We start from the raw sequence: 21,616 nt of genomic DNA, 5'->3' as shown, positions 1-21,616 counted from the left end.
AGGTGCCGGGTTGGGCTGTGGGGAACGTGGGTAAAGCTGGGGACGGCGCTGGGGAGAAGTGGCCCCCGCCTGTGCATCGGGTGTGCAGAACTTTTCCCCGTCCACAGAAGACGCCAGTTTTCCACCGCCTCCACCCACAGGGCCGGTGGACAAAAAACCGACCCTGACCTGCGAATACGGGGTTATCCACGGTATCCACAGCCCCTACTACTACTCCCAACTAGAAAGTGTCAGGGAATCGATTCGAAGTGGGGGCTGTGCACAACTCGCGCTCGGAGCCTCAGCTGCCGCTCGGAACGACTTGACCCCGAGGGGCACCGACTGTCAGTGCGGTGCGTCAGACTGTTCCCCGGTGTCCTTCCCATGACCGGGCTGAGCGACACCGAGTCAGACGACGAGGCAGCAGGGCGAGAGCGCCGGCAACAGACGGAGGCGGCAACGGTGAAGATCCGGGTGGAACGCGACGTACTCGCGGAGGCAGTGGCCTGGGCGGCACGCAGCCTCCCGGCCCGTCCACCGGCGCCTGTGCTCGCCGGCCTTCTGCTGAAGGCCGAAGAGGGCGCGCTGAGCCTCTCCAGCTTCGACTACGAGGTCTCGGCACGGGTCTCGGTGGACGCAGAGATCGACGAGGAAGGCACGGTGCTCGTCTCCGGCCGCCTGCTCGCCGACATCTGCCGCGCACTGCCCAACCGGCCGGTGGAGATTTCCACAGACGGTGTACGGGCGACCGTGGTGTGCGGCTCCTCGCGCTTCACCCTGCACACACTGCCTGTGGAGGAGTACCCGGCGCTGCCGCAGATGCCGTCGGCGACCGGCACGGTCCCCGGTGAGGTCTTCGCCTCCGCCGCGGCCCAGGTGGCCATCGCCGCGGGCCGTGACGACACGCTGCCCGTCCTCACCGGTGTGCGCATCGAGATCGAGGGCGACACGGTCACGCTGGCGTCCACCGACCGCTACCGCTTCGCCGTCCGCGAGTTCCTGTGGAAGCCGGAGAACCCCGAGGCGTCCGCGGTGGCCCTGGTCCCCGCCAAGACGCTCCTGGACACCGCCAAGGCCCTCACGAGCGGCGACAGCGTCATCCTGGCGCTGTCCGGCTCCGGCGCCGGCGAGGGTCTGATCGGTTTCGAGGGCGCGGGACGGCGGACGACCACGCGTCTGCTGGAGGGCGACCTCCCGAAGTACCGCTCGCTGTTCCCGACGGAGTTCAACTCCATCGCCGTGATCGAGACCGCCCCCTTCGTGGAGGCCGTCAAGCGCGTGGCCCTGGTCGCCGAGCGCAACACCCCGGTGCGGCTGAGCTTCGAGCAGGGCGTGCTGATCCTGGAGGCCGGTTCCAGCGACGACGCACAGGCTGTGGAAAGGGTCGACGCCCAGCTGGAGGGCGACGACGTCTCGATCGCCTTCAACCCCACGTTCCTGCTCGACGGCCTGAGCGCCATCGACTCCCCGGTCGCGCAGCTGTCGTTCACGACGTCCACGAAGCCCGCGCTGCTCAGCGGCAAGCCGGCGCTGGACGCCGAGGCGGACGAGGCCTACAAGTACCTGATCATGCCGGTGCGGCTCAGCGGCTGAGGAAGGCCGCAGGTGGGGGCGTACGTCTGAGCGGCTATGCCCACAGATGTGCGGGAGCGTCCGGGTTTAGGCTCGGACGCAGGTACGAAAGTGCCCTCCTGTCACATCGCTAGTGAAGGAACAACCTGATGGAGCTCGGTCTCGTCGGCCTCGGCAAGATGGGCGGCAACATGCACGAGCGCATTCGCCGCGCAGGCCACACCGTCATCGGATACGACCGCAATCCGGCCGTCGCCGATGTCCACAGCCTCGAGGAGCTTGTGGGCAAGCTCAAGGGTCCGCGTGTGGTGTGGGTGATGGTCCCGGCCGGTGCGGCGACCCAGTCGACGGTCGACGAGCTCGCCGAGCTCCTGGAGCCCGGTGACGTCGTCGTGGACGGCGGCAACTCGCGGTGGACGGACGACGAGAAGCACGCCGAGGAGCTGGCGGCCAAGGGCATCGGCTTCGTCGACTGCGGCGTCTCGGGCGGTGTCTGGGGCCTGCAGAACGGCTACGCCCTGATGTACGGCGGCGACGCCGAGAACATCGCCAAGGTCCAGCCGATCTTCGACGCCCTCAAGCCCGAAGGGGACGCCGGCGTCGGCGCCGTCCACGCCGGCAAGGTGGGCGCGGGCCACTTCTCGAAGATGGTCCACAACGGCATCGAGTACGCGATGATGCAGGCCTACGCCGAGGGCTGGGAGCTCCTGGAGAAGGTCGACTCGGTCACCGACGTGCGCGAGGTCTTCCGCTCCTGGCAGGAGGGCACCGTCATCCGCTCCTGGCTGCTCGACCTCGCGGTCAACGCGCTGGACGAGGACGAGCACCTCGAGAAGCTGCGCGGTTACGCACAGGACTCCGGCGAGGGCCGGTGGACCGTGGAGGCCGCCATCGACCACGCGGTGCCGCTGCCCGCGATCACCGCGTCGCTGTTCGCGCGGTTCTCGTCCCGGCAGGACGACTCCCCGCAGATGAAGATGGTCGCGGCGCTGCGGAACCAGTTCGGCGGCCACGCGGTCGAGAAGAAGTGAACCCGCCGAAGTGAGGTCGAAGTGAATCGGTCGGGTAGCCGGAAGAAGTAGTCCACAGGTCCGCACCACGGATCCACAGCCCTGGGGGAGGTCGGCGAACGACCATGCACGTCACGCATCTGTCGCTGGCCGACTTCCGCTCGTACGCCCGGGTCGAGGTCCCGCTCGACCCGGGCGTCACCGCGTTCGTGGGGCCCAACGGACAGGGCAAGACCAACCTCGTCGAGGCGGTCGGCTATCTCGCCACCCTGGGCAGTCACCGCGTCTCGTCCGACGCGCCCCTCGTGCGGATGGGCGCCGACCGGGCGATCATCCGGGCCAACGTCCGGCAGGGCGAGCGTCAGCAGCTCGTCGAGCTGGAGCTGAACCCCGGCAAGGCCAACCGCGCCCGCATCAACAGGTCCTCGCAGGTCAGACCCCGTGACGTGCTGGGCATCGTACGGACCGTGCTGTTCGCGCCCGAGGATCTCGCGCTGGTCAAGGGCGATCCGGGTGAGCGCCGGCGCTTCCTCGACGAGCTGATCACCGCGCGCTCCCCGCGCATGGCGGGCGTGCGCTCGGACTACGACCGCGTCCTGCGGCAGCGCAACACGCTCCTGAAGTCGGCCGCGCTCGCCCGACGCCACGGCGGCCGCACGATGGACCTGTCCACGCTCGACGTCTGGGACCAGCACCTCGCGCGCGTGGGCGCCGAACTGCTCGCCCAGCGCCTCGACCTGGTCGCCGCGATCCAGCCGCTGGCGGACAAGGCGTACGAGCAACTGGCGCCGGGCGGCGGTCCCGTGGCCCTGGAGTACAAGCCCTCCTCGCCCGAGATCACCGGCCACGCGCGCGAGGAGCTGTACGAGCAGCTGATGGCCGCGATGGTGGAGACGCGCAAGTCGGAGATCGAGCGGGGCGTCACCCTGGTCGGACCGCATCGCGACGAACTACTGCTCAAACTTGGCGAGCTGCCCGCGAAGGGATACGCGTCACACGGCGAGTCCTGGTCGTATGCGCTGGCCCTGCGCCTGGCCTCGTACGACCTGCTGCGGGCCGAGGGCAACGAGCCGGTGCTGGTCCTCGACGACGTGTTCGCCGAGCTGGACACCCGTCGCCGCGAACGCCTCGCCGAGCTGGTGGCCCCGGGCGAGCAGGTGCTGGTGACGGCCGCGGTCGACGACGACGTACCGGGCGTACTGACGGGGACGCGGTTCACCGTGTCCGGGGGCACGGTGGAGCGCGTATGAGCGAGAACACACCAGAGCCGAAGCCCGAGCCGGCGAAGGGCCCCGAAACCTCCGGCGTCGACCTCGCGCGCGTGGCACTGCGCGCCGCGAAGGAACAGGCACGCGCGCGTGGGGACGCGGTGCGGCAGAAGAAGCAGGCGCGGCGCGGCGGTCTGCGCTCGGGCGCGCATGCCGACGGGCGCGACCCGATGGCGCTCGGTTCCGCCATCAACCGGCTCATCACCGAGCGCGGCTGGGAGGCCCCGGCCGCCGTCGGCGGTGTCATGGGCCGCTGGCCGGAGATCGTCGGCGACGACCTGGCCAACCACTGCGTTCCGGAGAAGTACGACGAGGACGAGCGCGTGCTGATCGTGCGGTGCGACTCGACGGCCTGGGCGACCAACCTGCGGCTGCTCGCTCCGCAGCTGGTCGCACGCCTGAACGAGGACCTCGGGCACGGCACGGTCAGGCTGATCAAGGTGCTCGGCCCCGGTGGTCCCGTCCAGCGATTCGGCCCCTTGCGCGCGCCTGGCAGCACGGGCCCCGGTGACACCTACGGGTGAGCCAGACCGGACGGTATGCCGTTCGTAGCGGGGGGTTGACACCTCGAAGCGCTGAGTGCCGCTCTGCGCCTCTTTGAGCCCGGGTCCGCATATGGGGAGTCGGTGGAGACCGGTTCAGGGCGGCACATGCGGACTCAGGTACCGGCAAACCCCCATCACTGTCGGCGCTACCGGTAGACTGGAGGCTAATCCCGCCCCACTTGTGGGACGCACCGAGCAACGCTGACTAAGGCTTACCAACGCAACACGCCGCAGCCGCTCCGGCCACCCGCCGGGAGCTTGGCTTGTGCTGTGCCAGAAAGGGCGCTTCGTGGCCGATTCCGGCAACCCCAACGAGAACATCCCGTCCACCGACGCCGGCGCGAACGGCGGGGCCACCACCTCGAACGGCGAGGTCACCGCCTCGTACGACGCCAGCGCCATCACCGTCCTCGAGGGTCTGGACGCGGTCCGCAAGCGACCCGGCATGTACATCGGCTCGACCGGTGAGCGTGGTCTTCATCACCTTGTCTACGAGGTGGTCGACAACTCCGTCGACGAGGCGCTGGCCGGGCACGCGGACACGATCGACGTCACGATCCTCGCCGACGGCGGCGTGCGTGTCGTCGACAACGGCCGCGGCATCCCGGTGGGCATCGTCCCGTCCGAGGGCAAGCCCGCCGTCGAGGTCGTCCTGACCGTCCTGCACGCGGGCGGAAAGTTCGGTGGCGGCGGCTACGCGGTCTCCGGCGGTCTGCACGGCGTGGGTGTCTCCGTAGTGAACGCGCTGTCCACGAAGGTGGCCGTTGAGGTCAGGACCGACGGGCACCGCTGGACGCAGGACTACAAGCTGGGCGTCCCGACCGCCCCGCTCGCCCAGCACGAGGCCATCGAGGAGACCGGCACCTCGGTCACCTTCTGGGCCGACGGGGACATCTTCGAGACCACCGACTACTCCTTCGAGACGCTCTCGCGGCGCTTCCAGGAGATGGCGTTCCTCAACAAGGGTTTGACGATCAAACTCACTGATGAGCGCGACTCGGCGAAGGCCGTGACGGGTGCGGACGAGGCGGGTGCGGACGAGAACGACGAGGTCAAGACCGTCACGTACCACTACGAAGGCGGCATCGTCGACTTCGTGAAGTACCTCAACTCCCGCAAGGGCGAGGTCATCCACCCCACGGTGATCGACATCGAGGCCGAGGACAAGGAGCGCATGCTCTCCCTCGAGGTCGCGATGCAGTGGAACGGCGGTTACAGCGAGGGTGTGTACTCCTTCGCCAACACCATCCACACCCACGAGGGCGGTACGCACGAGGAAGGCTTCCGTGCGGCGCTCACCGGTCTCATCAACCGGTACGCGCGCGACAAGAAGCTGCTCCGCGAGAAGGACGACAACCTCACGGGCGACGACATCCGCGAGGGTCTGACGGCGATCATCTCGATCAAGCTGGGCGAGCCGCAGTTCGAGGGCCAGACCAAGACCAAGCTGGGCAACACCGAGGCGAAGACCTTCGTCCAGAAGGTCGTCCACGAGCACATCAGCGACTGGCTGGACCGCAACCCGAACGAGGCCGCGGACATCATCCGCAAGTCCATCCAGGCAGCCACCGCGCGCGTGGCGGCCCGCAAGGCCCGTGACCTCACCCGTCGCAAGGGGCTCCTGGAGACGGCGTCGCTGCCGGGCAAGCTGAGCGACTGCCAGTCGAACGACCCCACCAAGTGCGAGATCTTCATCGTCGAGGGTGACTCCGCCGGCGGCTCGGCCAAGTCCGGCCGGAACCCGGAGTACCAGGCGATCCTCCCGATCCGGGGAAAGATCCTCAACGTCGAGAAGGCGCGGATCGACAAGATCCTGCAGAACCAGGAGATCCAGGCACTGATCTCCGCCTTCGGCACCGGAGTCCACGAGGACTTCGACATCGCCAAGCTCCGCTATCACAAGATCATCCTGATGGCGGACGCCGACGTCGACGGACAGCACATCAACACCCTGCTGCTGACCTTCCTGTTCCGCTTCATGCGGCCGCTGGTCGAGGCCGGTCACGTGTTCCTGTCCCGCCCGCCGCTCTACAAGATCAAGTGGGGCCGGGACGACTTCGAGTACGCGTACTCGGACCGTGAGCGCGACGCCCTGATCGAGCTCGGCCGCCAGTCGGGCAAGCGCGTCAGGGAAGACTCGATCCAGCGCTTCAAGGGTCTCGGTGAGATGAACGCCGAGGAGCTGCGCATCACGACGATGGACCAGGAGCACCGCGTTCTCGGTCAGGTCACGCTCGACGACGCCGCCCAGGCCGACGACCTGTTCTCGGTCCTGATGGGCGAGGACGTCGAGGCACGCCGCGCGTTCATCCAGCGCAACGCCAAGGACGTCCGCTTCCTCGACATCTGAGTCGGTCTCAGCTGACCGCGCCAGAAAGGATCTTCACCAGCAATGACCGACGAGACACCTCTTCCTCCCACTGGTCCGATCACCCCTGAAGAGGGCGAGATCGCCCTGCGTGTCGAGCCCGTCGGGCTCGAGACCGAGATGCAGCGCTCGTACCTCGACTACGCGATGTCCGTCATCGTGTCGCGCGCGTTGCCCGACGTACGGGACGGTCTCAAGCCCGTCCACCGCCGCGTCCTGTACGCCATGTACGACGGCGGCTACCGGCCCGAGAAGGGCTTCTACAAGTGCGCGCGCGTCGTCGGCGACGTCATGGGCACCTACCACCCGCACGGCGACTCCTCGATCTACGACGCGCTGGTCCGCCTCGCGCAGCCGTGGTCGATGCGGATGCCGCTGGTGGACTCCAACGGCAACTTCGGTTCTCCCGGCAACGACCCGGCCGCCGCCATGCGGTACACCGAGTGCAAGCTGAAGCCGCTGTCCATGGAGATGGTCCGCGACATCGACGAGGAGACCGTCGACTTCACGGACAACTACGACGGCCGTAACCAGGAGCCGACGGTTCTGCCGGCGCGCTTCCCGAACCTGCTGATCAACGGCTCGGCGGGCATCGCGGTCGGCATGGCGACGAACATCCCGCCGCACAACCTGCGCGAGGTCGCGTCCGGCGCCCAGTGGTACCTGGAGAACCCGGAAGCCACGCACGAGGAGCTTCTGGACGCCCTGATCGAGCGCATCAAGGGCCCCGACTTCCCCAGTGGCGCCCTCGTGGTGGGCCGTAAGGGCATCGAGGAGGCGTACCGCACGGGCCGTGGCTCCATCACGATGCGCGCGGTCGTCGACGTCGAGGAGATCCAGAACCGCCAGTGCCTGGTGGTCACCGAACTCCCCTACCAGGTCAACCCCGACAACCTCGCGCAGAAGATCGCCGACCTGGTGAAGGACGGCAAGGTCGGCGGCATCGCGGACGTCCGCGACGAGACCTCGTCCCGTACGGGCCAGCGCCTCGTCATCGTCCTGAAGCGGGACGCGGTCGCCAAGGTCGTGCTGAACAACCTCTACAAGCACACCGACCTGCAGACGAACTTCGGCGCGAACATGCTGGCGCTGGTCGACGGAGTGCCGCGCACGCTGTCGCTCGACGCGTTCATCCGCCACTGGGTGGCGCACCAGGTCGAGGTCATCGTCCGCCGTACGCGCTTCAGGCTGCGCAAGGCCGAGGAGCGCGCGCACATCCTGCGTGGCCTCCTGAAGGCCCTGGACGCCATCGACGAGGTCATCGCGCTGATCCGGCGCAGTGACACCGTGGAGATCGCGCGAGAGGGCCTCATGGGCCTCCTGGAGATCGACGAGATCCAGGCCAACGCGATCCTCGAGATGCAGCTGCGCCGGCTGGCCGCTCTTGAGCGTCAGAAGATCGTCTCGGAGCACGACGAGCTCCAGGCGAAGATCCGCGAGTACAACGCGATCCTGGCCTCGCCCGTGCGTCAGCGCGGCATCATCAGCGAGGAACTGGCCGCGATCGTCGAGAAGTTCGGCGACGACCGCCGCTCCAAGCTGGTCCCCTTCGACGGCGACATGTCCATGGAGGACCTGATCGCCGAAGAGGACATCGTCGTCACCATCTCGCGCGGCGGCTACGTCAAGCGCACCAAGACGGACGACTACCGCTCCCAGAAGCGCGGCGGCAAGGGCGTACGCGGCACGAAGCTCAAGGAAGACGACATCGTCGACCACTTCTTCGTGTCGACGACGCACCACTGGCTGCTGTTCTTCACCAACAAGGGCCGCGTCTACCGCGCCAAGGCGTACGAACTCCCGGACGCCGGGCGTGACGCGCGTGGACAGCACGTCGCCAACCTGCTGGCGTTCCAGCCGGACGAGGCGATCGCCGAGATCCTCGCGATCCGTGACTACGAGGCGGCGCCCTATCTGGTGCTGGCCACGAAGGGCGGACTTGTGAAGAAGACGCCCTTGAAGGATTACGATTCACCGCGTTCGGGCGGCGTCATCGCGATCAACCTCCGTGAAACAGAGGACGGTTCCGACGACGAACTGATCGGTGCCGAGCTCGTTTCGGCAGAGGACGATCTGCTTCTGATCAGCAGGAAGGCCCAATCGATCAGGTTCACGGCGACGGATGACGCATTGCGTCCCATGGGCCGTGCGACCTCGGGCGTAAAGGGCATGAGCTTCCGTGAGGGAGACCAGCTGCTCTCGATGAATGTTGTTCGACCCGGTACGTTCGTGTTCACTGCCACAGACGGCGGGTACGCGAAGCGGACCAACGTCGACGAGTACCGCGTCCAGGGTCGCGGTGGCCTGGGTATCAAGGCCGCCAAGATCGTCGAGGACCGCGGCTCGCTCGTCGGCGCGCTGGTGGTCGAGGGGACCGACGAGATCCTCGCCATCACGCTGTCGGGCGGTGTGATTCGTACGCGAGTCAACGAGGTCAGGGAGACGGGCCGTGACACCATGGGCGTCCAACTGATCAACCTGGGCAAGCGCGATGCCGTTGTCGGCATCGCTCGAAACGCCGAGGCCGGTCGCGAGGCCGAGGAAGTCGACGGCGCGGTCGACGACTCGGACGAGGTCGAAACGGTCGCCGGTACGGACGAGGGCGAGCCGTCCTCGGACGAGTAGCGAGGAGTGAGTCATCGTGAGCGGAGCCACGGGCGCCGGTTCTACCGGTACGGAAAAGGACGGCGGCCGTGGCCCCGCCACGGAGGCGACTGACTCCCATGACTCTCATGGATCCCAGGGGGGAACTGTGACGGACACCAGAGGCCCGCAGACGCCGCAATATGCGGCGGGCGCGGCCCCAGGCTCGCCGGTGCCTCCGGGCCCGGCGCCTTCCCCGGGGCCGGGACCAGCCCCGGGCCCGGCGGCTCCGGTGGGGGGCCACACGCCTCCCGCGGGCCAGCCTGCTCCCGTGGGCGCGGCACCGCCGCCTCCGGGATCGCCGCTGCCGGGGGAACGGCAGCCGCAGCAGACTTCTCAGCCGTACCACCCGCCGCAGGCGTACCCGGCTCAGCAGGCGGCCACCGGCGCGGTCCGCAGGCCGCGCACCGGGGCCCGTACGACTCCGCGCACGCGCAAGGCGCGTCTGCGGGTTGCCAAGGCCGACCCGTGGTCGGTGATGAAGGTCAGCTTCCTGCTCTCCATCGCGCTCGGCATCTGCACGATCGTCGCGGCAGCGGTCCTGTGGATGGTCATGGACGCCATGGGCGTCTTCTCCACGGTGGGCGGCACGATCTCCGAGGCCACCGGCTCGAACGAGTCCAACGGCTTCGACCTGCAGTCCTTCCTGTCGCTGCCGCGTGTGCTCATCTTCACGTCGATCATCGCGGTCATCGACGTCGTCCTCGCCACCGCGCTCGCCACCCTCGGAGCGTTCATCTACAACCTCTCCGCGGGCTTCGTCGGAGGTATCGAGCTGACGCTCGCCGAAGACGAGTAAAACGTTGTCGTAACCGCTTCCTGCTTGGAGCGCATCCCTTGTGGGGGATGCGCTCTCACGCTGTCCGGGGATGCGTTCCGACGCTGTCCGGGCAGGCTGGAGCGGGGCTCGGATACCGATTTTGGGACTGACCCCGTCGTGCGCTAATCTTCAGAGGTCAGCGCGCGGGACATACACCGCAGAGCGCGGCGGGGCTATAGCTCAGTTGGTTAGAGCGCATCCCTGATAAGGATGAGGCCACAGGTTCAAATCCTGTTAGCCCCACCAGTTCAAAGACCCTCAGGCCATTATGCCTGGGGGTCTTTGGCATGCACGGCTCGTATCGGGCTGCCGGTGCGAGGGTGACGTCGTGGCCAAGGGCCTTGAGCCGGCGGACCAGGTCGCGGGTCCGGCGGGTGGGGTCGACGAGGTGGCCCGCCTTGAGGCGCATGGCGCGAAGCGCGTCGACATCGGCCAGGGTGAGCAGTCGTGGGTTGTCATGGCAGACCCCGAAGGCAATGAGTTCTGTGTCCTTGGGCAACGGCAACAGCGAATCCCGTAGAGCCTTGTGATCCCTTGGGTATCTGCGGTCATTGAGATCTCTGCGAGTCCTCTCCCGGGAGTCTCAGGAGCCCTGGGAATCCCTGAGAGCGCGTCTGCCCGGGGTGGCCGGGGACCTCCGCGTCCCGCTGCTGATTGGCCGTCAGGGAACGTGCGGCGCCCCCCTGCTGCGATGTGCAGGGGGGGCGCTCACAGTCCGGTCGACGTGCCTCCCGAGCTTGTCGGCCGGAGTCCGGGGGGGATAGGGGCGGAGCGAGGAGCCTGATCCAGGTCAGTCGCTGCCTCGGAGTTCCTCGACGACCCGGGTCAGGCTGTCCTCCAGCGCCAGCATGCTTGTGTGGCGGTGGATATGGGCGTACTGCGCCTCTATCTCCTGGGCGTCCCTCCACGCGTGCGTGTCGGCGTCCCCGGCCCGGCGCACGTGCTGGAAGAGCGGGACCTCCCGGGGTGCCAGGGTCCAGGAGAGCGGCCGGCCCCCTGCGACGAGGCTCAGGACGTGCCAGCCGCCTGCCGTGCCGTCGGGTGTCGGTGCCTGCGACACGACGGCGGACGCCGGGTGCAGCGCGGCAAGCCAGGAGAGGAGATGTGCCCGCTCGCGCGCCACGACGTCGCGCTCGCGCGCGTACGCGTCGGCGTGCCGCTTCCAGCGGGCCGTCCGAGCCCTGGACGTACTCAGGTCGTTCCCGAGGCGCTGGAGGAGGTCTGCCCACCGGTCTGCCGTGTCGAGGGCCGCGGCGGGGGCTGCGACGGGAGTCCGCAGGAGGCTGCCGAAGAACCTGCGTGAGCTGCGTGGGCGACGTGACCGGCCTGCGGATGCGGGGGATCCGCGTCGGCCGAACCGCTTCGGGCGGGGCTCGGGCCCAGCCGGGAGGGGCGGCAGCGGCGGGGACGGGGGGAACGGTGGGGGCGGAGGGGGCGAGGGCGGTGAAAGGGACATGGGTACTCCGAGGCAAGGGGGCTGAGGAGGGGTGTGAGGTCGCCCGGGGGGATTCGTGCGGGCGCTGGGAAGGCCGGGGCGGGGCCTATCCGGTCGGGCGGAGGCGGGTGGTGCCCGTTCGCCGGTACTGGCTGGCGCCCTGCGCGTTGGCGGCCCGGCAGGCGTCGTCCACGGGCTCACCCCTGCGTACGTGCCGCTGGTACGCCGAGCGCGTGCCGCAGGGCGCCGGCTCGCTGCGGAGCAGGGGCGCTCTGGGCGGGGGCGGTGACTCGGGCGGGAGTACGGGGCCCCGCTTGAGCCGCTTCTCCAGCGCGTGGCGCTGAGGACCGGTCAGGCCCGCGACTATTCCCCCTCGATCACACTTCGGCAGACCGGCCTCGCGTCGCATGACGGCCGCCCGGCACTCCTCAAGGACCTCGCAGGAATGACACAGGGCTCTTGCTGTCGCACGGGTTCTGCCGGAGAACCACAGCTCGGGGTCCTCGTTCCGGCACAGGGCGTTCAACTCCCAAGCCCTGCTGCGGCTGTCGCGCCCGTTCTGGTTCCGGTCATGGTCCAGGCGGCGGTCCTGGTCGTGGGCGGGGCCGGCGCCTCCGGTGATCGGTGTTCTCACTCGATCACTTCTCGCCCCGCGCCGCGGCCCGATCGGTGGCCCGGTCCGCAGTGCGGTCCGCGGCCTCCCAGGTGTCCGGTCCTGTGCGTACGAGTCCAACGTGCCGGGTGTTCGGTACGGGTGGTCCGCTCGCCGCGTACGACAGGGCCGCCGAGGACGGGAGGGTGGGCACGGACGCCGGCGCGGGGGTGGGCCTTGGCCTCGACGGCGTTGGCGTCGGCATTGGTGCCGGGGCCGAGGTGGGTGCCGGGGCCGGTGTCGGTGTCCGAACGACCGTGAGCCGGGCCGTGGTGAGCTGGACGGCCCGGGACCGGCGCGCCTTGGGCAGAGACGGAGCACCCGCCGAGGCGTCCGGCCGGGCTGTCACGGCCTTGTCGGACGCCGCGGAGGAGGTTTCTGGCTCCAGTGCCACCAAGGGCCCCATCAGGGATGTCACATTGGCGAGTGTGCACCGCTCGGAACGGCCGTCCAGTGACAGCAGGGGCATGCCGCTCGGCGTCCGTCCGCCGTGGAAGTACCAGACGTCCCCGTGTGCGTCCCGCTGTGGCAACGCCAGGTTGTAAACGATCCCCTCGTACTCGTACATCTGTGGGGCGGGTTCGATCTGCGTGGCGTGGTCGCGTCCGTGACCAGGACCAGTGCTCGCGGGAGCAGAGACGGGCCGGGGCCAAGGCGTCTGCTGCGGCTTGTGCGCGAGCACCGACACGCGGACGCCGGCATGACGGCTCTCGCCGACGACCGCGTGCCCCAGGGGTGCCTCCGCGTCGCGTCTGATCCCGAAGTGCGCGCGCCACTGCCGCCACTGCTCCTGGTCGGGGACGCGGATTTCGACGCGTACGCAGTCCCCGTCGGCCCGGATGCTGTCGACATCCGGGTGCCCGCCGATGTGCTGCTCGATGGTGGCCGCGACCAGTCTGGCCCGCTCGCACGAGTGGTCCCAGGCGAGAGCCTGCCTCTCCAGTTCCGTCAGCTGCCCGGGTACCCGGGCCCAGGTGCCGCTCGGCGTGCGGTGCAGAACGAGTCCGAACGTCCGCTCCGGGTCCACCAGCAGGCGGGCCACATCGAGGGCGTGGGCGACGGCCCTGGCCTGGTTCGAGGTGCTCACTGAGAGCGCCGTACGGATCACGCGCTCTGCGTGGGGCAGGTTCCTGTTCATGCCGCGGCCTCCCTCTCCGACGCCGCACGCAGTTTCTGCCTGGCCCGGAAGGTGAGTGCCTTGACCGCGCCGACGGTACGTCCCATGGCGCAGGCGGTCTCCTCGGGCGACATCTCGCCGATGAACCGCAGTTCCATGCACTGTCGCTGATGGCTGTTCAGCGTGCGCAGGGCGTTCCACACGGCTTCACGGGTCTCGATCGTCTCCAGCGTGTGCAGCGCGCCGGACTCGGCACTGCGGTCGTGCGTGTCGCCGTCCCCTACTTCGGAGACCAGGGTTTCCAGCCGGGAGCGCTTGGTCCTCACCTCGTCCAGGTGCAGGTTTCTGGCGATGGTGAGCAGCCATGCCGTGAAGGCCGTGCCCTGCCAGGTGAAGCTCTCGATGTGGCGCAGCGCCTTGATGAAGACCTCCTGGGTGAGGTCCTCGGCCAGATGCCGGTTCCGGGTGCGGAAGAGGAGATACCGGTATACGAAGTGCTGGTGATCGGCGTAGAGAGCCGCGAATGCCTCGCGGTCGCCGGCCCGGGCCCGGTCGACCATGTCGGCTCCGGCCCCGTCCACCTCGGCGACCCTATCGACCACGTCGACATTGGCGACCTTGGCGATCACGTCGTTCCCGCCGTTCGTCAAGGCCGTCTGCCGACACGGTCTGTTCTCTCGTCTGATCTGTGCGGACACGGGCTGGGTGCTCCTTCTGCGCGAGTGTTTGTGGGGTTCGTCCTGGGGTCCTGGGCGGGTCCTGGGACGTGCCCGGGAACGAGGGCTCTGCCGGGGTCCGGGATGTTCTTCGGCTGCAATACTCGATATGCATGTAGATGTAGATTCTCTGAGCGGATGCCGGAGTTCCGGGGTGCAGGGGTGTGGATGGAAAGGCGGGCTGATGGTGGTCAGCGGTGGCCGCGGGTCGCAGGGGGCAAAGGGGGGCGGGTGTGCTGTGCTCGATCCGCTGGTGGTTGATCCGCCCGTCTCGCACGTGAATGTTCCTCCGTGCGGGCGATGCGGGGCTGCCGGGCGCGCTTGATCGACGTATCTACACTATGCATGTAGATGTAGATACGTCAAGCGCGACAGCTGACGGTGCACTCGGCAAACTCTGGCGGACGGCGTTAATCATGCGACTGAAGATGTGAAGGTGTGGAGACGCGGGCGTGTCGTAGCACTTGGGTGCGGCACGATGCTTTCTGTTTACGGAAACTCAACCGATCGATCTGCGATCTACTTGCACTTGTAGATGCCGATGGTTGATGCTTGAGCTTGTGACCAGGAACTTTCAGCCGAATGGGGCGTCCGACGTGGACGAGCCGGACCTGGACCAAGACCAGGACTTCGTCTTCGAGGGCGAGGATTTGCCCGTACTGCTTGAGCGTCTTCTCGGAGAGTCGCAGGGCAGGACCCAGAAGGACCTGGCCGCGGAGGCCGGTATCTCCTATCCGACACTCAACGCCTGGATGAACCGGACGCGTGGGACGTCCCGTATCGATCCGGAGCGGCTGCGTGCGATGGTCGAGGTGTTCCGTCGCTGGGGCGTGAGAACCACGCCGCGGGAGTTCTTCGCCTCCGTCGGTCGGCCGGTGCCCGGACCCAGCGGGGACGAACGCGAGGCGCAACTGCTCAAGCTGTACCGGCAGTTGCCCGAATCGAGACAGCGCGCACTGGTCAAGAACGCCGAAGCGATGCTCCAGCTCAGTCGCACGATCTGACGGCCCGTACGTGGGCGGGTCCTTCTGCCGGAGCGCATGTCCTGCCGCCGGAGCGGCGGAGTGGCACTTTCGGTCTGGCAACTCTCCATGGAATACCCCAACAGCTCTTACCCAGAGAACACGTGCGGGTACGATCGGTAGGCCGCTGGCCTCCCGGAGCGGGATATCTGCATGCCCTCATGCATCCCTGGGGAGATACCTGTGTGCATCGTGATTTCTGTGGTGGACGACCTACCGAAGACCGCCATCTGGGACCCTGACGAAGTAAGCATCCTGGTGGCGCGCGGTACGGCCACCGGTGAGTTACTGCGCGAGGTCGCGGCGATTCTGACGATCGACCTCGGTGCGCCGGCCTCGGTGGACGATCGTTTCGTCTGCTTCTGCGGCGCTCTGGTGGAGTTGCCGGGTGAACTGACAGCCCTGGTCGCCGTCGACTCGTCCTGGGAGCCCGTCTGACCGGAGTTCGTCCATCCCTCCCGGGCCGTCGCGGGACGCCTGCGACTCGGCCGGCGAAACGGTCGGCTGAAGGCGATGGCATATGCCTGTGGCGATGCTGGGGGGGTACGAGGTCATCCCCGAGTTGCCGAGCCGACGGCGGCCAGGACGGGAGCGTGAGCCGGCGCCGGGAGTTGGACCGGTGCCGAGGACTGTGAGGGGAGCATGACGGCTCTGATGGGCGCGGCATCCATGGCGGGTGCTGCCGGACCCGTCTGACCTGCCGGAGTTGCCGGTGGTGCTGCCCGCACGGCCTGTACCGCGGGTACGTCGACGGTGCCGGTCGTCAGGTGGGTGGTGCCGCAGGGACGGGCGGGTGCCGCGACGACATCCCTCGTGACGGGTTCCCTCACGCCGAAGTCCGTCGTGTCGACGGCAGTAGGTACTGCGGCGCTCACGGCGGCGACGACCGCTGGTGCCTCGGCACTGTCCCGTGTGCCGGTGGCGTCCGTGTCCATGGCGTCTGTCGGCGGGCGGTGCCGGCAGGACGGTGAGGAACCGTGCGCCTCCGCGTGGATGCGCTGTTTCATCGTGGGTGGCAGGGAACTCGCCCGTGGGCGGGTCCGGATGGGCTCCTCCTGCGCCGTCGCGTCCTGTGGGGTGACGGTGTTGCGCGCTGCCTCCGTCGCGGGTACGGCGGCGACGGCGCTCGTCGTGATCAGTCCGAGTGACGTGCACAGCGCGAGGAAGGCGGTGACAACCGCGGTCCACAGGTTCACGACCGTGTTGCGAGTCATGGTCCCTCTCCTTTCGGGTGGGTGGATTTGCATACTTTCCTCATGATGTGTATGTCGGTTGCGAAGTGACGGACCGACGCCCGTGGCGCGTCGATCTTCCGATGAACACCACCCGGATGGACCCAAGAAGCCAGAAAAGCGAGAAAGAGCAGTAAAAGTCACTGTGTGTGGTGACTTCTCACGCTCCGAAAGGAGCGCTGTCGTCCGGTTCTACTGCTGTGTGCCGTGCGGGAGTTGGCGGCCGACGCAGGTCACTGATCGGTATCGGCCGGTGTGTATAGTCGGGCGGCAGAAGTCCCCTACGCCAAGGAAAGACGAGGTCGCGCGGTGAAGAAGCTTCTCCTGGTCGCACTGGCCGCCATCGGCGGGCTCCTCGTGTACCGCCAGATCCAGGCGGATCGCGCCGAGCAGGATCTGTGGACGGAGGCGACCGACTCCGTGCCCACGGGTTCGTGAGTATCGACGACAGCCTTAGTGCAGACCCCGGCCGCCTCGCGGTCGGGGTTTTGTGTTGCCGGAGCGGGGTCGGGGCAGGGCCGGGACGGCGCGTTGTGGACGTCAGGCGTCGTGGACGTCACAGGAAGCGCTTGCGTGGCTGAACAAGGGGTGGCGCGGCGGCCGGAGGGGCAGGATGGTCGAGGCTTCACGGACGTCCGGGGCAGCGTCGGGACAGCGCCGACACCGGTCCGCGTACGCCTGGTGACTGACGATCCGGTGCTACGGCGAGGGGTGGCGCGTGATGGGGCGGCGCACGGGACGGTGGCGCGGCCGTACGGTCCTGGCCGGGGCGGCGGCGCTCTTCGCGGCCGTGGCCTCGGCGGGACAGGCGACGGCGGCCGGCACTCCCCCTCCGTACCGCTTCGCCGTCGGCGCCGAGCAGGTCGAGGGTGCGACGGCGCCTGCGGATGCCGTACGGCTGACACCCGGCACGACCTATCGGAGCTCCGTCGGCGACAAGGGGAAGCTCTACTACGGGCTGCGGCTCGACGCCGTGTCCACCGCCTATGTGTCGGTCACCGCCGTCCCCAGGGCAGGCACGAAGGCCGTGTACTCGGACGGCATCAAGGTGTCCCTGCAGGACCCCAACGGCAACAAGTGCTTCTCCGGGGACGCCGGTGCCGCCAGGTTCGGGCCCACCGAGAGCCCGCGGCCGATCACCGCCTGGGCGTCGCGCCGGGCCGGCCCCGGCACGTACACCTGCAAGAGCGCGGGGGCGTACTCCGTGCTCGTCGAGCGCATCAGCGGTGCCGGGTCCTCGCCGGACGACTGGGAGCTGGAGCTTCGGTACGTGTCGGAGCCCGCACTGAAGAAGGCCGCTTCGACGACCGCCCCCGAGGTGTGGGACTCCGCCTCGCCGCAAGCGGTCGACGGCCTCGCCAGGACTCGTAGGGGCGGTACGAGCTTCAACGAGGCGCGTTCCCTGGAACAGGGCGTCTGGAAGGACGGGATCCAGGCCGGGCAGACGCTCTTCTACCGCGTTCCCGTCGACTGGGGGCAACAGCTCTACGCCACGGCCGAACTGGGCCCGGCGAGCGGCGACGGGTTCCTGGGCAACGCCCTCGGCCTGTCGCTCTACAACCCGGTGCGCGCCTTCGTGGACGACGCCGGCACCGGGTACGACGGCAAGGCGAAGTCGGCCACCCTGGAGCCGCTGCCCCCGGTCGCCTACGAGAACCGGTACGACGTCGACGACCAGGTGAGCGGAATGCGGTTCGCGGGCTGGTACTACCTGGCCGTGCACGTCAGTACGGAGATGGCCGGCAAGTTCGGCGACGGGCCGTTCGACCTGACCCTGCGTGTGCGGGTGAGCGGTACGGCCGGGACACCGGCGGCGTACGACGGAACCGCCGCGCCGCCGGACGTGTTCGACGTGACCGCGGGGGACAAGGCCGCGGCGTCGAACGGCGCCGCGGCGGCCGGCGGTGACGGGGGACCGGACGGGAACACCGCGATGAAGGCGGTCGCCGTGGGCGGGATCGGCGCGGGGACCGCGCTCGTGCTGGGGCTCGCCGTGTGGACCGTGGTCGCACGGAGGCGGGCGGCGGCGGCCGGAGGCGGAGGGCACAGAGAGGGGACAGTGCCTGCGCCGTCCGTCGAGGGTCCGGACGCGCGGTCGCGGGAGTACGGGCCGCCGCGAGCCTGGTAGTCGGGGTGGTCGGGGTGGTCCACGGGCGGTTCCCGGCCCGGCCGCCACCTGTGCTTCCCGGGCCGGCTCAGATCTGTGTCAGTGCCCAGAATCCGACCGCGAAGCAGGCCAGCGCGAGCAGGAGCACCGGAACCGCCACCATCGCGGGCGGCCCCGGCCGCCGCTGCGCCCGCCTGGCGCGATGCCGCGCAACGGGCTGCGGCTGAGGTGGAACCCGAACGTCTTGAGCGGTGTATGAAGCAGTAGAGGCGAATTCGCGCGGCCGGGGCGGCGACACGGGGGTCGTGGCCGAGGGGTGACCGGTCGAGGGGTGCGGAGCCTGGGGGGAGAGCACGTGAGTGGGTTCGTACGGCAACGACGGGGAGTGTGGGGAGTACGCGGGGTTCGGGAGCGCGAGCGATGTGGGGGGAGTGGGGGGCTGCAAGGGGAAGCCCTCGGTGTCCGACACCGCGGGGGACTGCTGGGAGACGGGCGCGGTCGAGGGCGGTGGTGGTACGGCGCCGGGGGTGGAGCCGGACGGTATGGCGCCGGTGCTGGTGTGGGGGTGGGGAGGAACAGCGCCTGCCGGAGGCATCGGTGGGGCGGCGCCCGTGTGCGTCTGGGGCCAGGCCGTATCTGTGTGAGCGTCTGGAGACACGCCACCGGGGTGGGCCTCAGGAGACGTGCTCGGCTGGGGGGATACGGCGCCTGCGGGGGCCTCGGACGGAGCGGTGCTCCTGGATTGCGCCGCACGGCTCTCCGTGGCTGTCCGGGCGCTCGCAGGCCCGACCCCGGACCGCTGCGACGGCGTCGCGGTGCCCGGGTCCTGCCGCTGAGGCGTCGTGTCGTGAGCCTGGGTGCCTCCGGACGAGGCAGTGGCCGTCAGAGGGCCCTGTGGGCCGAACTCGGCCGGAAGCGGGCCGAGTTGGTCGAAGATCTCGATCAGCTCGTCGTCGGGGCCGGGCTCGGGGAGGAGCTCCCTGGCCGCGGCGAGCGCCTTGCGCGCCCCTGTGGCGGTGCGGAACCGCGCCTGTGGGTCCGGTTGGAGCAGAGTGGCCACGATCTGCCACAGCGGCTCGGGAATGCCCTTCGGGGCGCCCGGTGTGCCGTGGGCCGTGAAGTGGTCGACCAGCGCCTTGGCATCGGGCTTGGCCCCCTCCAGGAGATAGAGGGCGACCAGACCCACCGCGAAGAGGTCTGCGGGGAAGTCGGGCTCCGCACCGAGCAGCTGCTCGGGCGCGAAGTAACCGGGCGTCCCCACCACGTAGTTGGTCTCCGTCAGACGGGGTTCGCCCAGCCGCATCGAGATGCCGAAGTCGGACAGCCGCAGCCGCGGACGGCCCGTTCCGGTCGCCTCCAGGAGGATGTTGGCGGGCTTGATGTCACGGTGCACGACCCCCTCCGCGTGCACCGCGGCGAGCCCCGCCAGGAGCTGGTCGAGCAGGGTGCAGACGAACGCCGGGGGCAGGGGCCCGTAGTCACCGATCAGGTGGACCAGCGAACCGCCACCGACGAGGTCCATGGTGAACAGGACCTTGTCGTCATCGGCGGCCCAGCTGGCGGGCGCGAGCACATGGGGGTGGTCGATCCGCAGTGCCTGCTCCCGCACGAAGCGCAGCAGCGAGTGCGCGTCGCTCTGCTGGAGCACCTTGGCGGCCACATACCGGCGCCGCCGGTGGTCCCAGGCGCGCCAGACCGCACCGACTCCCCCGCGTCCGATCGGGTCGACCAGTTCGTACCGGCCGGCGAAGACCTCACCCATGGTCGTGCGTCGCTCCCCCTTCGGCGGTCGGTACGGCTGCCTTTCCGAGGTGCCCGGCTGCCTGGACTCCGGTGACCGGCAGGCCCAACAGGACTGCGGCTACCGGGTGTTCGGCGGCCGGGCGTTGTGCTCAGCTCTGGTGGGACTGGTAGTGGGCGACCGCGTCCGAGGTGCGGCCGGCTCCGTACACCCGGAGGAACTCTGCCAGTTCCGGGTGGGTCGGGGCGAGAGTGTCGGCCGCCTCGATGATGTCCCCCGCGGCAGCGACCGAACGCAGCAGTGACTGGATCTCGCGCACCACACGCTTGACCGTGGGCGCACCCCCCGAACTGGTCGTCGACTGCGTGGTGTTGCTGAGCACCGAGCCCCCTTGCGACTTCTTGATCTCGTCCATGCGCTCGGTGGCCTCGGCGGCGCTCACACTGCCGTCGGCCACCTGTCCCGCGAGGTCCTGCAGCAGTTGTACGCGCTGGACCACCGCGGGGTTCCCGATCTTGGCGCGCTGGCCGCTCATCAGCTGCGACAGCATGGGCGCCGACAGGCCGAGCACTCCCGCGAGGCGGGCCTGATTGAGCCCCAGGTCATCTATGAGCCTACGGAAGAGCGCCCCCAGCGGCTCCCCGTACCAGTTCCGCTGCAGCTCCCGGGCTCTTGCGGTTGCTTCCTGCTGTGCGGCGTCCATTCGCGTCTCCCCATCGCTTCCCCAAGTACCGTGGTTCGCTGTAGCGAACCACGTCGAGCATCTTACGGAGAGTGGTCGTTCGCGGGGACCCCCAATCTTTTTGCGGGATACCCGGGGTGACCCGGTACTCTGGTCTGCGGCGCTGCTCAGAAGGGGATCCTTCTGGCGGATGCCACCCTTCCGGGGCCTTAGCTCAGTTGGTAGAGCGCTGTCTTTGCATGGCAGATGTCAGGGGTTCGACTCCCCTAGGCTCCACACGATGAACCCCCTCTGATCTGCTTAATCACAGGTCAGCGGGGGTTTTCTTGTGTCGTGGGGCCTGCGGGCGGGGAGGTGCGGATCCGCGTCTCGGGGGATTTCTGGGGCGTCCGGGCCGTCCAGCGGTGGCGGTATCAGGCGCCGCCTGCCCTCGCTCGTCGAGTCATTCAGCCTCCCGTCTTCAGGGGCGGTTCCACGCCGGGACGGGCTCATCAACGGGTGTGAGGCGGCCGGGAATTGCCCGTCTGTCCTGTAGTGACGTGGCCTCGTCAAGCCCGTGGGCTCTGCTCCCCTCGGGCGCCGGAGCGCCACAGGGGGTGTGCGCGGTGACGTGCGTCACAGGATGAGAGTGGCGATGTTTGCGATTGTTTGCGCAAAGAGATGACCGATTCGGGGGTGCTGCGGTCGCTTCGCAGGTGGCCGACGTG

The 21,616-nt window shown here is 68.8% G+C and carries 17 protein-coding genes, 2 tRNA genes and 2 pseudogenes; 14 read left to right on the top strand and 7 right to left on the bottom strand.

The features are described 5' to 3' along the window. The first annotated feature begins 441 nt into the window (after positions 1-441). The 9 genes and pseudogenes from dnaN to ACN20J_RS25045 form a co-directional block, all read left to right on the top strand. Entirely contained in the window at positions 442-1,572 is a 1,131-nt protein-coding gene (gene dnaN, locus ACN20J_RS25085) for a DNA polymerase III subunit beta (RefSeq protein ID WP_055611472.1), read from the top strand. Between the two features lie 128 nt (positions 1,573-1,700). Then, a complete protein-coding gene (gene gnd / locus ACN20J_RS25080; protein WP_419666856.1) occupies positions 1,701-2,582 on the top strand; it encodes a phosphogluconate dehydrogenase (NAD(+)-dependent, decarboxylating) in 882 nt (293 codons plus the stop codon). A gap of 104 nt (positions 2,583-2,686) precedes the next feature. Continuing rightward, positions 2,687-3,811, top strand: a complete 1,125-nt coding sequence (recF, locus tag ACN20J_RS25075; protein ID WP_190230809.1) for a DNA replication/repair protein RecF — start codon at positions 2,687-2,689, stop codon at positions 3,809-3,811. After that, entirely contained in the window at positions 3,808-4,353 is a 546-nt protein-coding gene (locus tag ACN20J_RS25070) for a DUF721 domain-containing protein (RefSeq protein ID WP_419666855.1), read from the top strand. The genes recF and ACN20J_RS25070 overlap by 4 nt, the downstream gene beginning before the upstream one ends. Positions 4,354-4,639: 286 nt before the next feature. Further along, positions 4,640-6,724 (top strand): DNA topoisomerase (ATP-hydrolyzing) subunit B, encoded by a 2,085-nt coding sequence (gyrB, locus tag ACN20J_RS25065; protein ID WP_281402188.1) that lies wholly within the window; start codon positions 4,640-4,642, stop codon positions 6,722-6,724. 42 nt (positions 6,725-6,766) lie between these two features. Next, positions 6,767-9,367: a DNA gyrase subunit A gene (gene gyrA / locus ACN20J_RS25060; protein WP_189841515.1), complete on the top strand. Its 2,601-nt coding sequence runs from the start codon at positions 6,767-6,769 to the stop codon at positions 9,365-9,367. Between the two features lie 16 nt (positions 9,368-9,383). After that, complete coding sequence (locus tag ACN20J_RS25055; protein WP_419666854.1) at positions 9,384-10,184, top strand: DUF3566 domain-containing protein; 801 nt, start codon at positions 9,384-9,386, stop codon at positions 10,182-10,184. A 190-nt stretch (positions 10,185-10,374) separates the two neighbouring features. Then, positions 10,375-10,451 (top strand) — tRNA-Ile (locus ACN20J_RS25050). A gap of 139 nt (positions 10,452-10,590) precedes the next feature. After that, a pseudogene (locus ACN20J_RS25045) lies at positions 10,591-10,725 on the top strand (VOC family protein); the annotation flags it as partial. Between the two features lie 270 nt (positions 10,726-10,995). Here the strand turns inward: ACN20J_RS25045 and ACN20J_RS25040 are convergent. The 4 genes from ACN20J_RS25040 to ACN20J_RS25025 form a co-directional block, all read right to left on the bottom strand. Next, complete coding sequence (locus tag ACN20J_RS25040; RefSeq protein WP_419666853.1) at positions 10,996-11,661, bottom strand: hypothetical protein; 666 nt, start codon at positions 11,659-11,661, stop codon at positions 10,996-10,998. Positions 11,662-11,746: 85 nt separating this feature from the next. After that, positions 11,747-12,274 carry a WhiB family transcriptional regulator gene (locus ACN20J_RS25035; RefSeq protein WP_361911924.1) on the bottom strand — a complete coding sequence of 176 codons (528 nt, stop codon included), beginning with the start codon at positions 12,272-12,274 and terminating at the stop codon, positions 11,747-11,749. 4 nt (positions 12,275-12,278) lie between these two features. Then, positions 12,279-13,430, bottom strand: coding sequence for a BN159_2729 family protein (locus ACN20J_RS25030; RefSeq protein WP_419666852.1), 1,152 nt, complete (start codon positions 13,428-13,430; stop codon positions 12,279-12,281). Continuing rightward, positions 13,427-14,059 (bottom strand): RNA polymerase sigma factor, encoded by a 633-nt coding sequence (locus tag ACN20J_RS25025; protein WP_259333706.1) that lies wholly within the window; start codon positions 14,057-14,059, stop codon positions 13,427-13,429. Before ACN20J_RS25025 ends, ACN20J_RS25030 begins: the two co-directional genes overlap by 4 nt. A gap of 662 nt (positions 14,060-14,721) precedes the next feature. On the opposite strand from ACN20J_RS25025, the gene ACN20J_RS25020 reads away from it, so the two are divergent. Together ACN20J_RS25020 and ACN20J_RS25015 are read left to right on the top strand one after the other, a co-directional pair. Then, complete coding sequence (locus tag ACN20J_RS25020) at positions 14,722-15,129, top strand: helix-turn-helix domain-containing protein (protein WP_246575461.1); 408 nt, start codon at positions 14,722-14,724, stop codon at positions 15,127-15,129. A gap of 219 nt (positions 15,130-15,348) precedes the next feature. After that, positions 15,349-15,585, top strand: coding sequence for a hypothetical protein (locus ACN20J_RS25015; RefSeq protein ID WP_246575460.1), 237 nt, complete (start codon positions 15,349-15,351; stop codon positions 15,583-15,585). A gap of 476 nt (positions 15,586-16,061) precedes the next feature. Here the strand turns inward: ACN20J_RS25015 and ACN20J_RS25010 are convergent. Further along, positions 16,062-16,361 (bottom strand): annotated as a pseudogene (locus ACN20J_RS25010) (DUF6344 domain-containing protein); the annotation flags it as partial. A 327-nt stretch (positions 16,362-16,688) separates the two neighbouring features. On the opposite strand from ACN20J_RS25010, the gene ACN20J_RS25005 reads away from it, so the two are divergent. Continuing rightward, entirely contained in the window at positions 16,689-16,817 is a 129-nt protein-coding gene (locus tag ACN20J_RS25005; RefSeq protein ID WP_003999697.1) for a DLW-39 family protein, read from the top strand. Between the two features lie 283 nt (positions 16,818-17,100). Next, complete coding sequence (locus ACN20J_RS25000) at positions 17,101-18,507, top strand: hypothetical protein (RefSeq protein WP_419666851.1); 1,407 nt, start codon at positions 17,101-17,103, stop codon at positions 18,505-18,507. Between the two features lie 67 nt (positions 18,508-18,574). On the opposite strand, the gene ACN20J_RS24995 is transcribed toward ACN20J_RS25000, so the two are convergent. Together ACN20J_RS24995 and ACN20J_RS24990 are read right to left on the bottom strand one after the other, a co-directional pair. Next, positions 18,575-20,248: a protein kinase domain-containing protein gene (locus ACN20J_RS24995; protein ID WP_419666850.1), complete on the bottom strand. Its 1,674-nt coding sequence runs from the start codon at positions 20,246-20,248 to the stop codon at positions 18,575-18,577. Positions 20,249-20,378: 130 nt separating this feature from the next. Beyond that, a complete protein-coding gene (locus ACN20J_RS24990) occupies positions 20,379-20,930 on the bottom strand; it encodes a helix-turn-helix domain-containing protein (protein ID WP_055613072.1) in 552 nt (183 codons plus the stop codon). A 182-nt stretch (positions 20,931-21,112) separates the two neighbouring features. Here ACN20J_RS24990 and ACN20J_RS24985 point away from each other — a divergent pair. Continuing rightward, a tRNA-Ala gene (locus ACN20J_RS24985) sits at positions 21,113-21,185 on the top strand. Positions 21,186-21,616: the final 431 nt, after the last annotated feature.

The organism is Streptomyces sp. 2-1 (assembly GCF_048564895.1).
Classification (GTDB): Bacteria; Actinomycetota; Actinomycetes; order Streptomycetales; family Streptomycetaceae; genus Streptomyces; species Streptomyces phaeochromogenes.
Note: the sequence above shows the minus strand (reverse complement) of the source record. Positions and strands in the feature narration are given on the sequence as shown.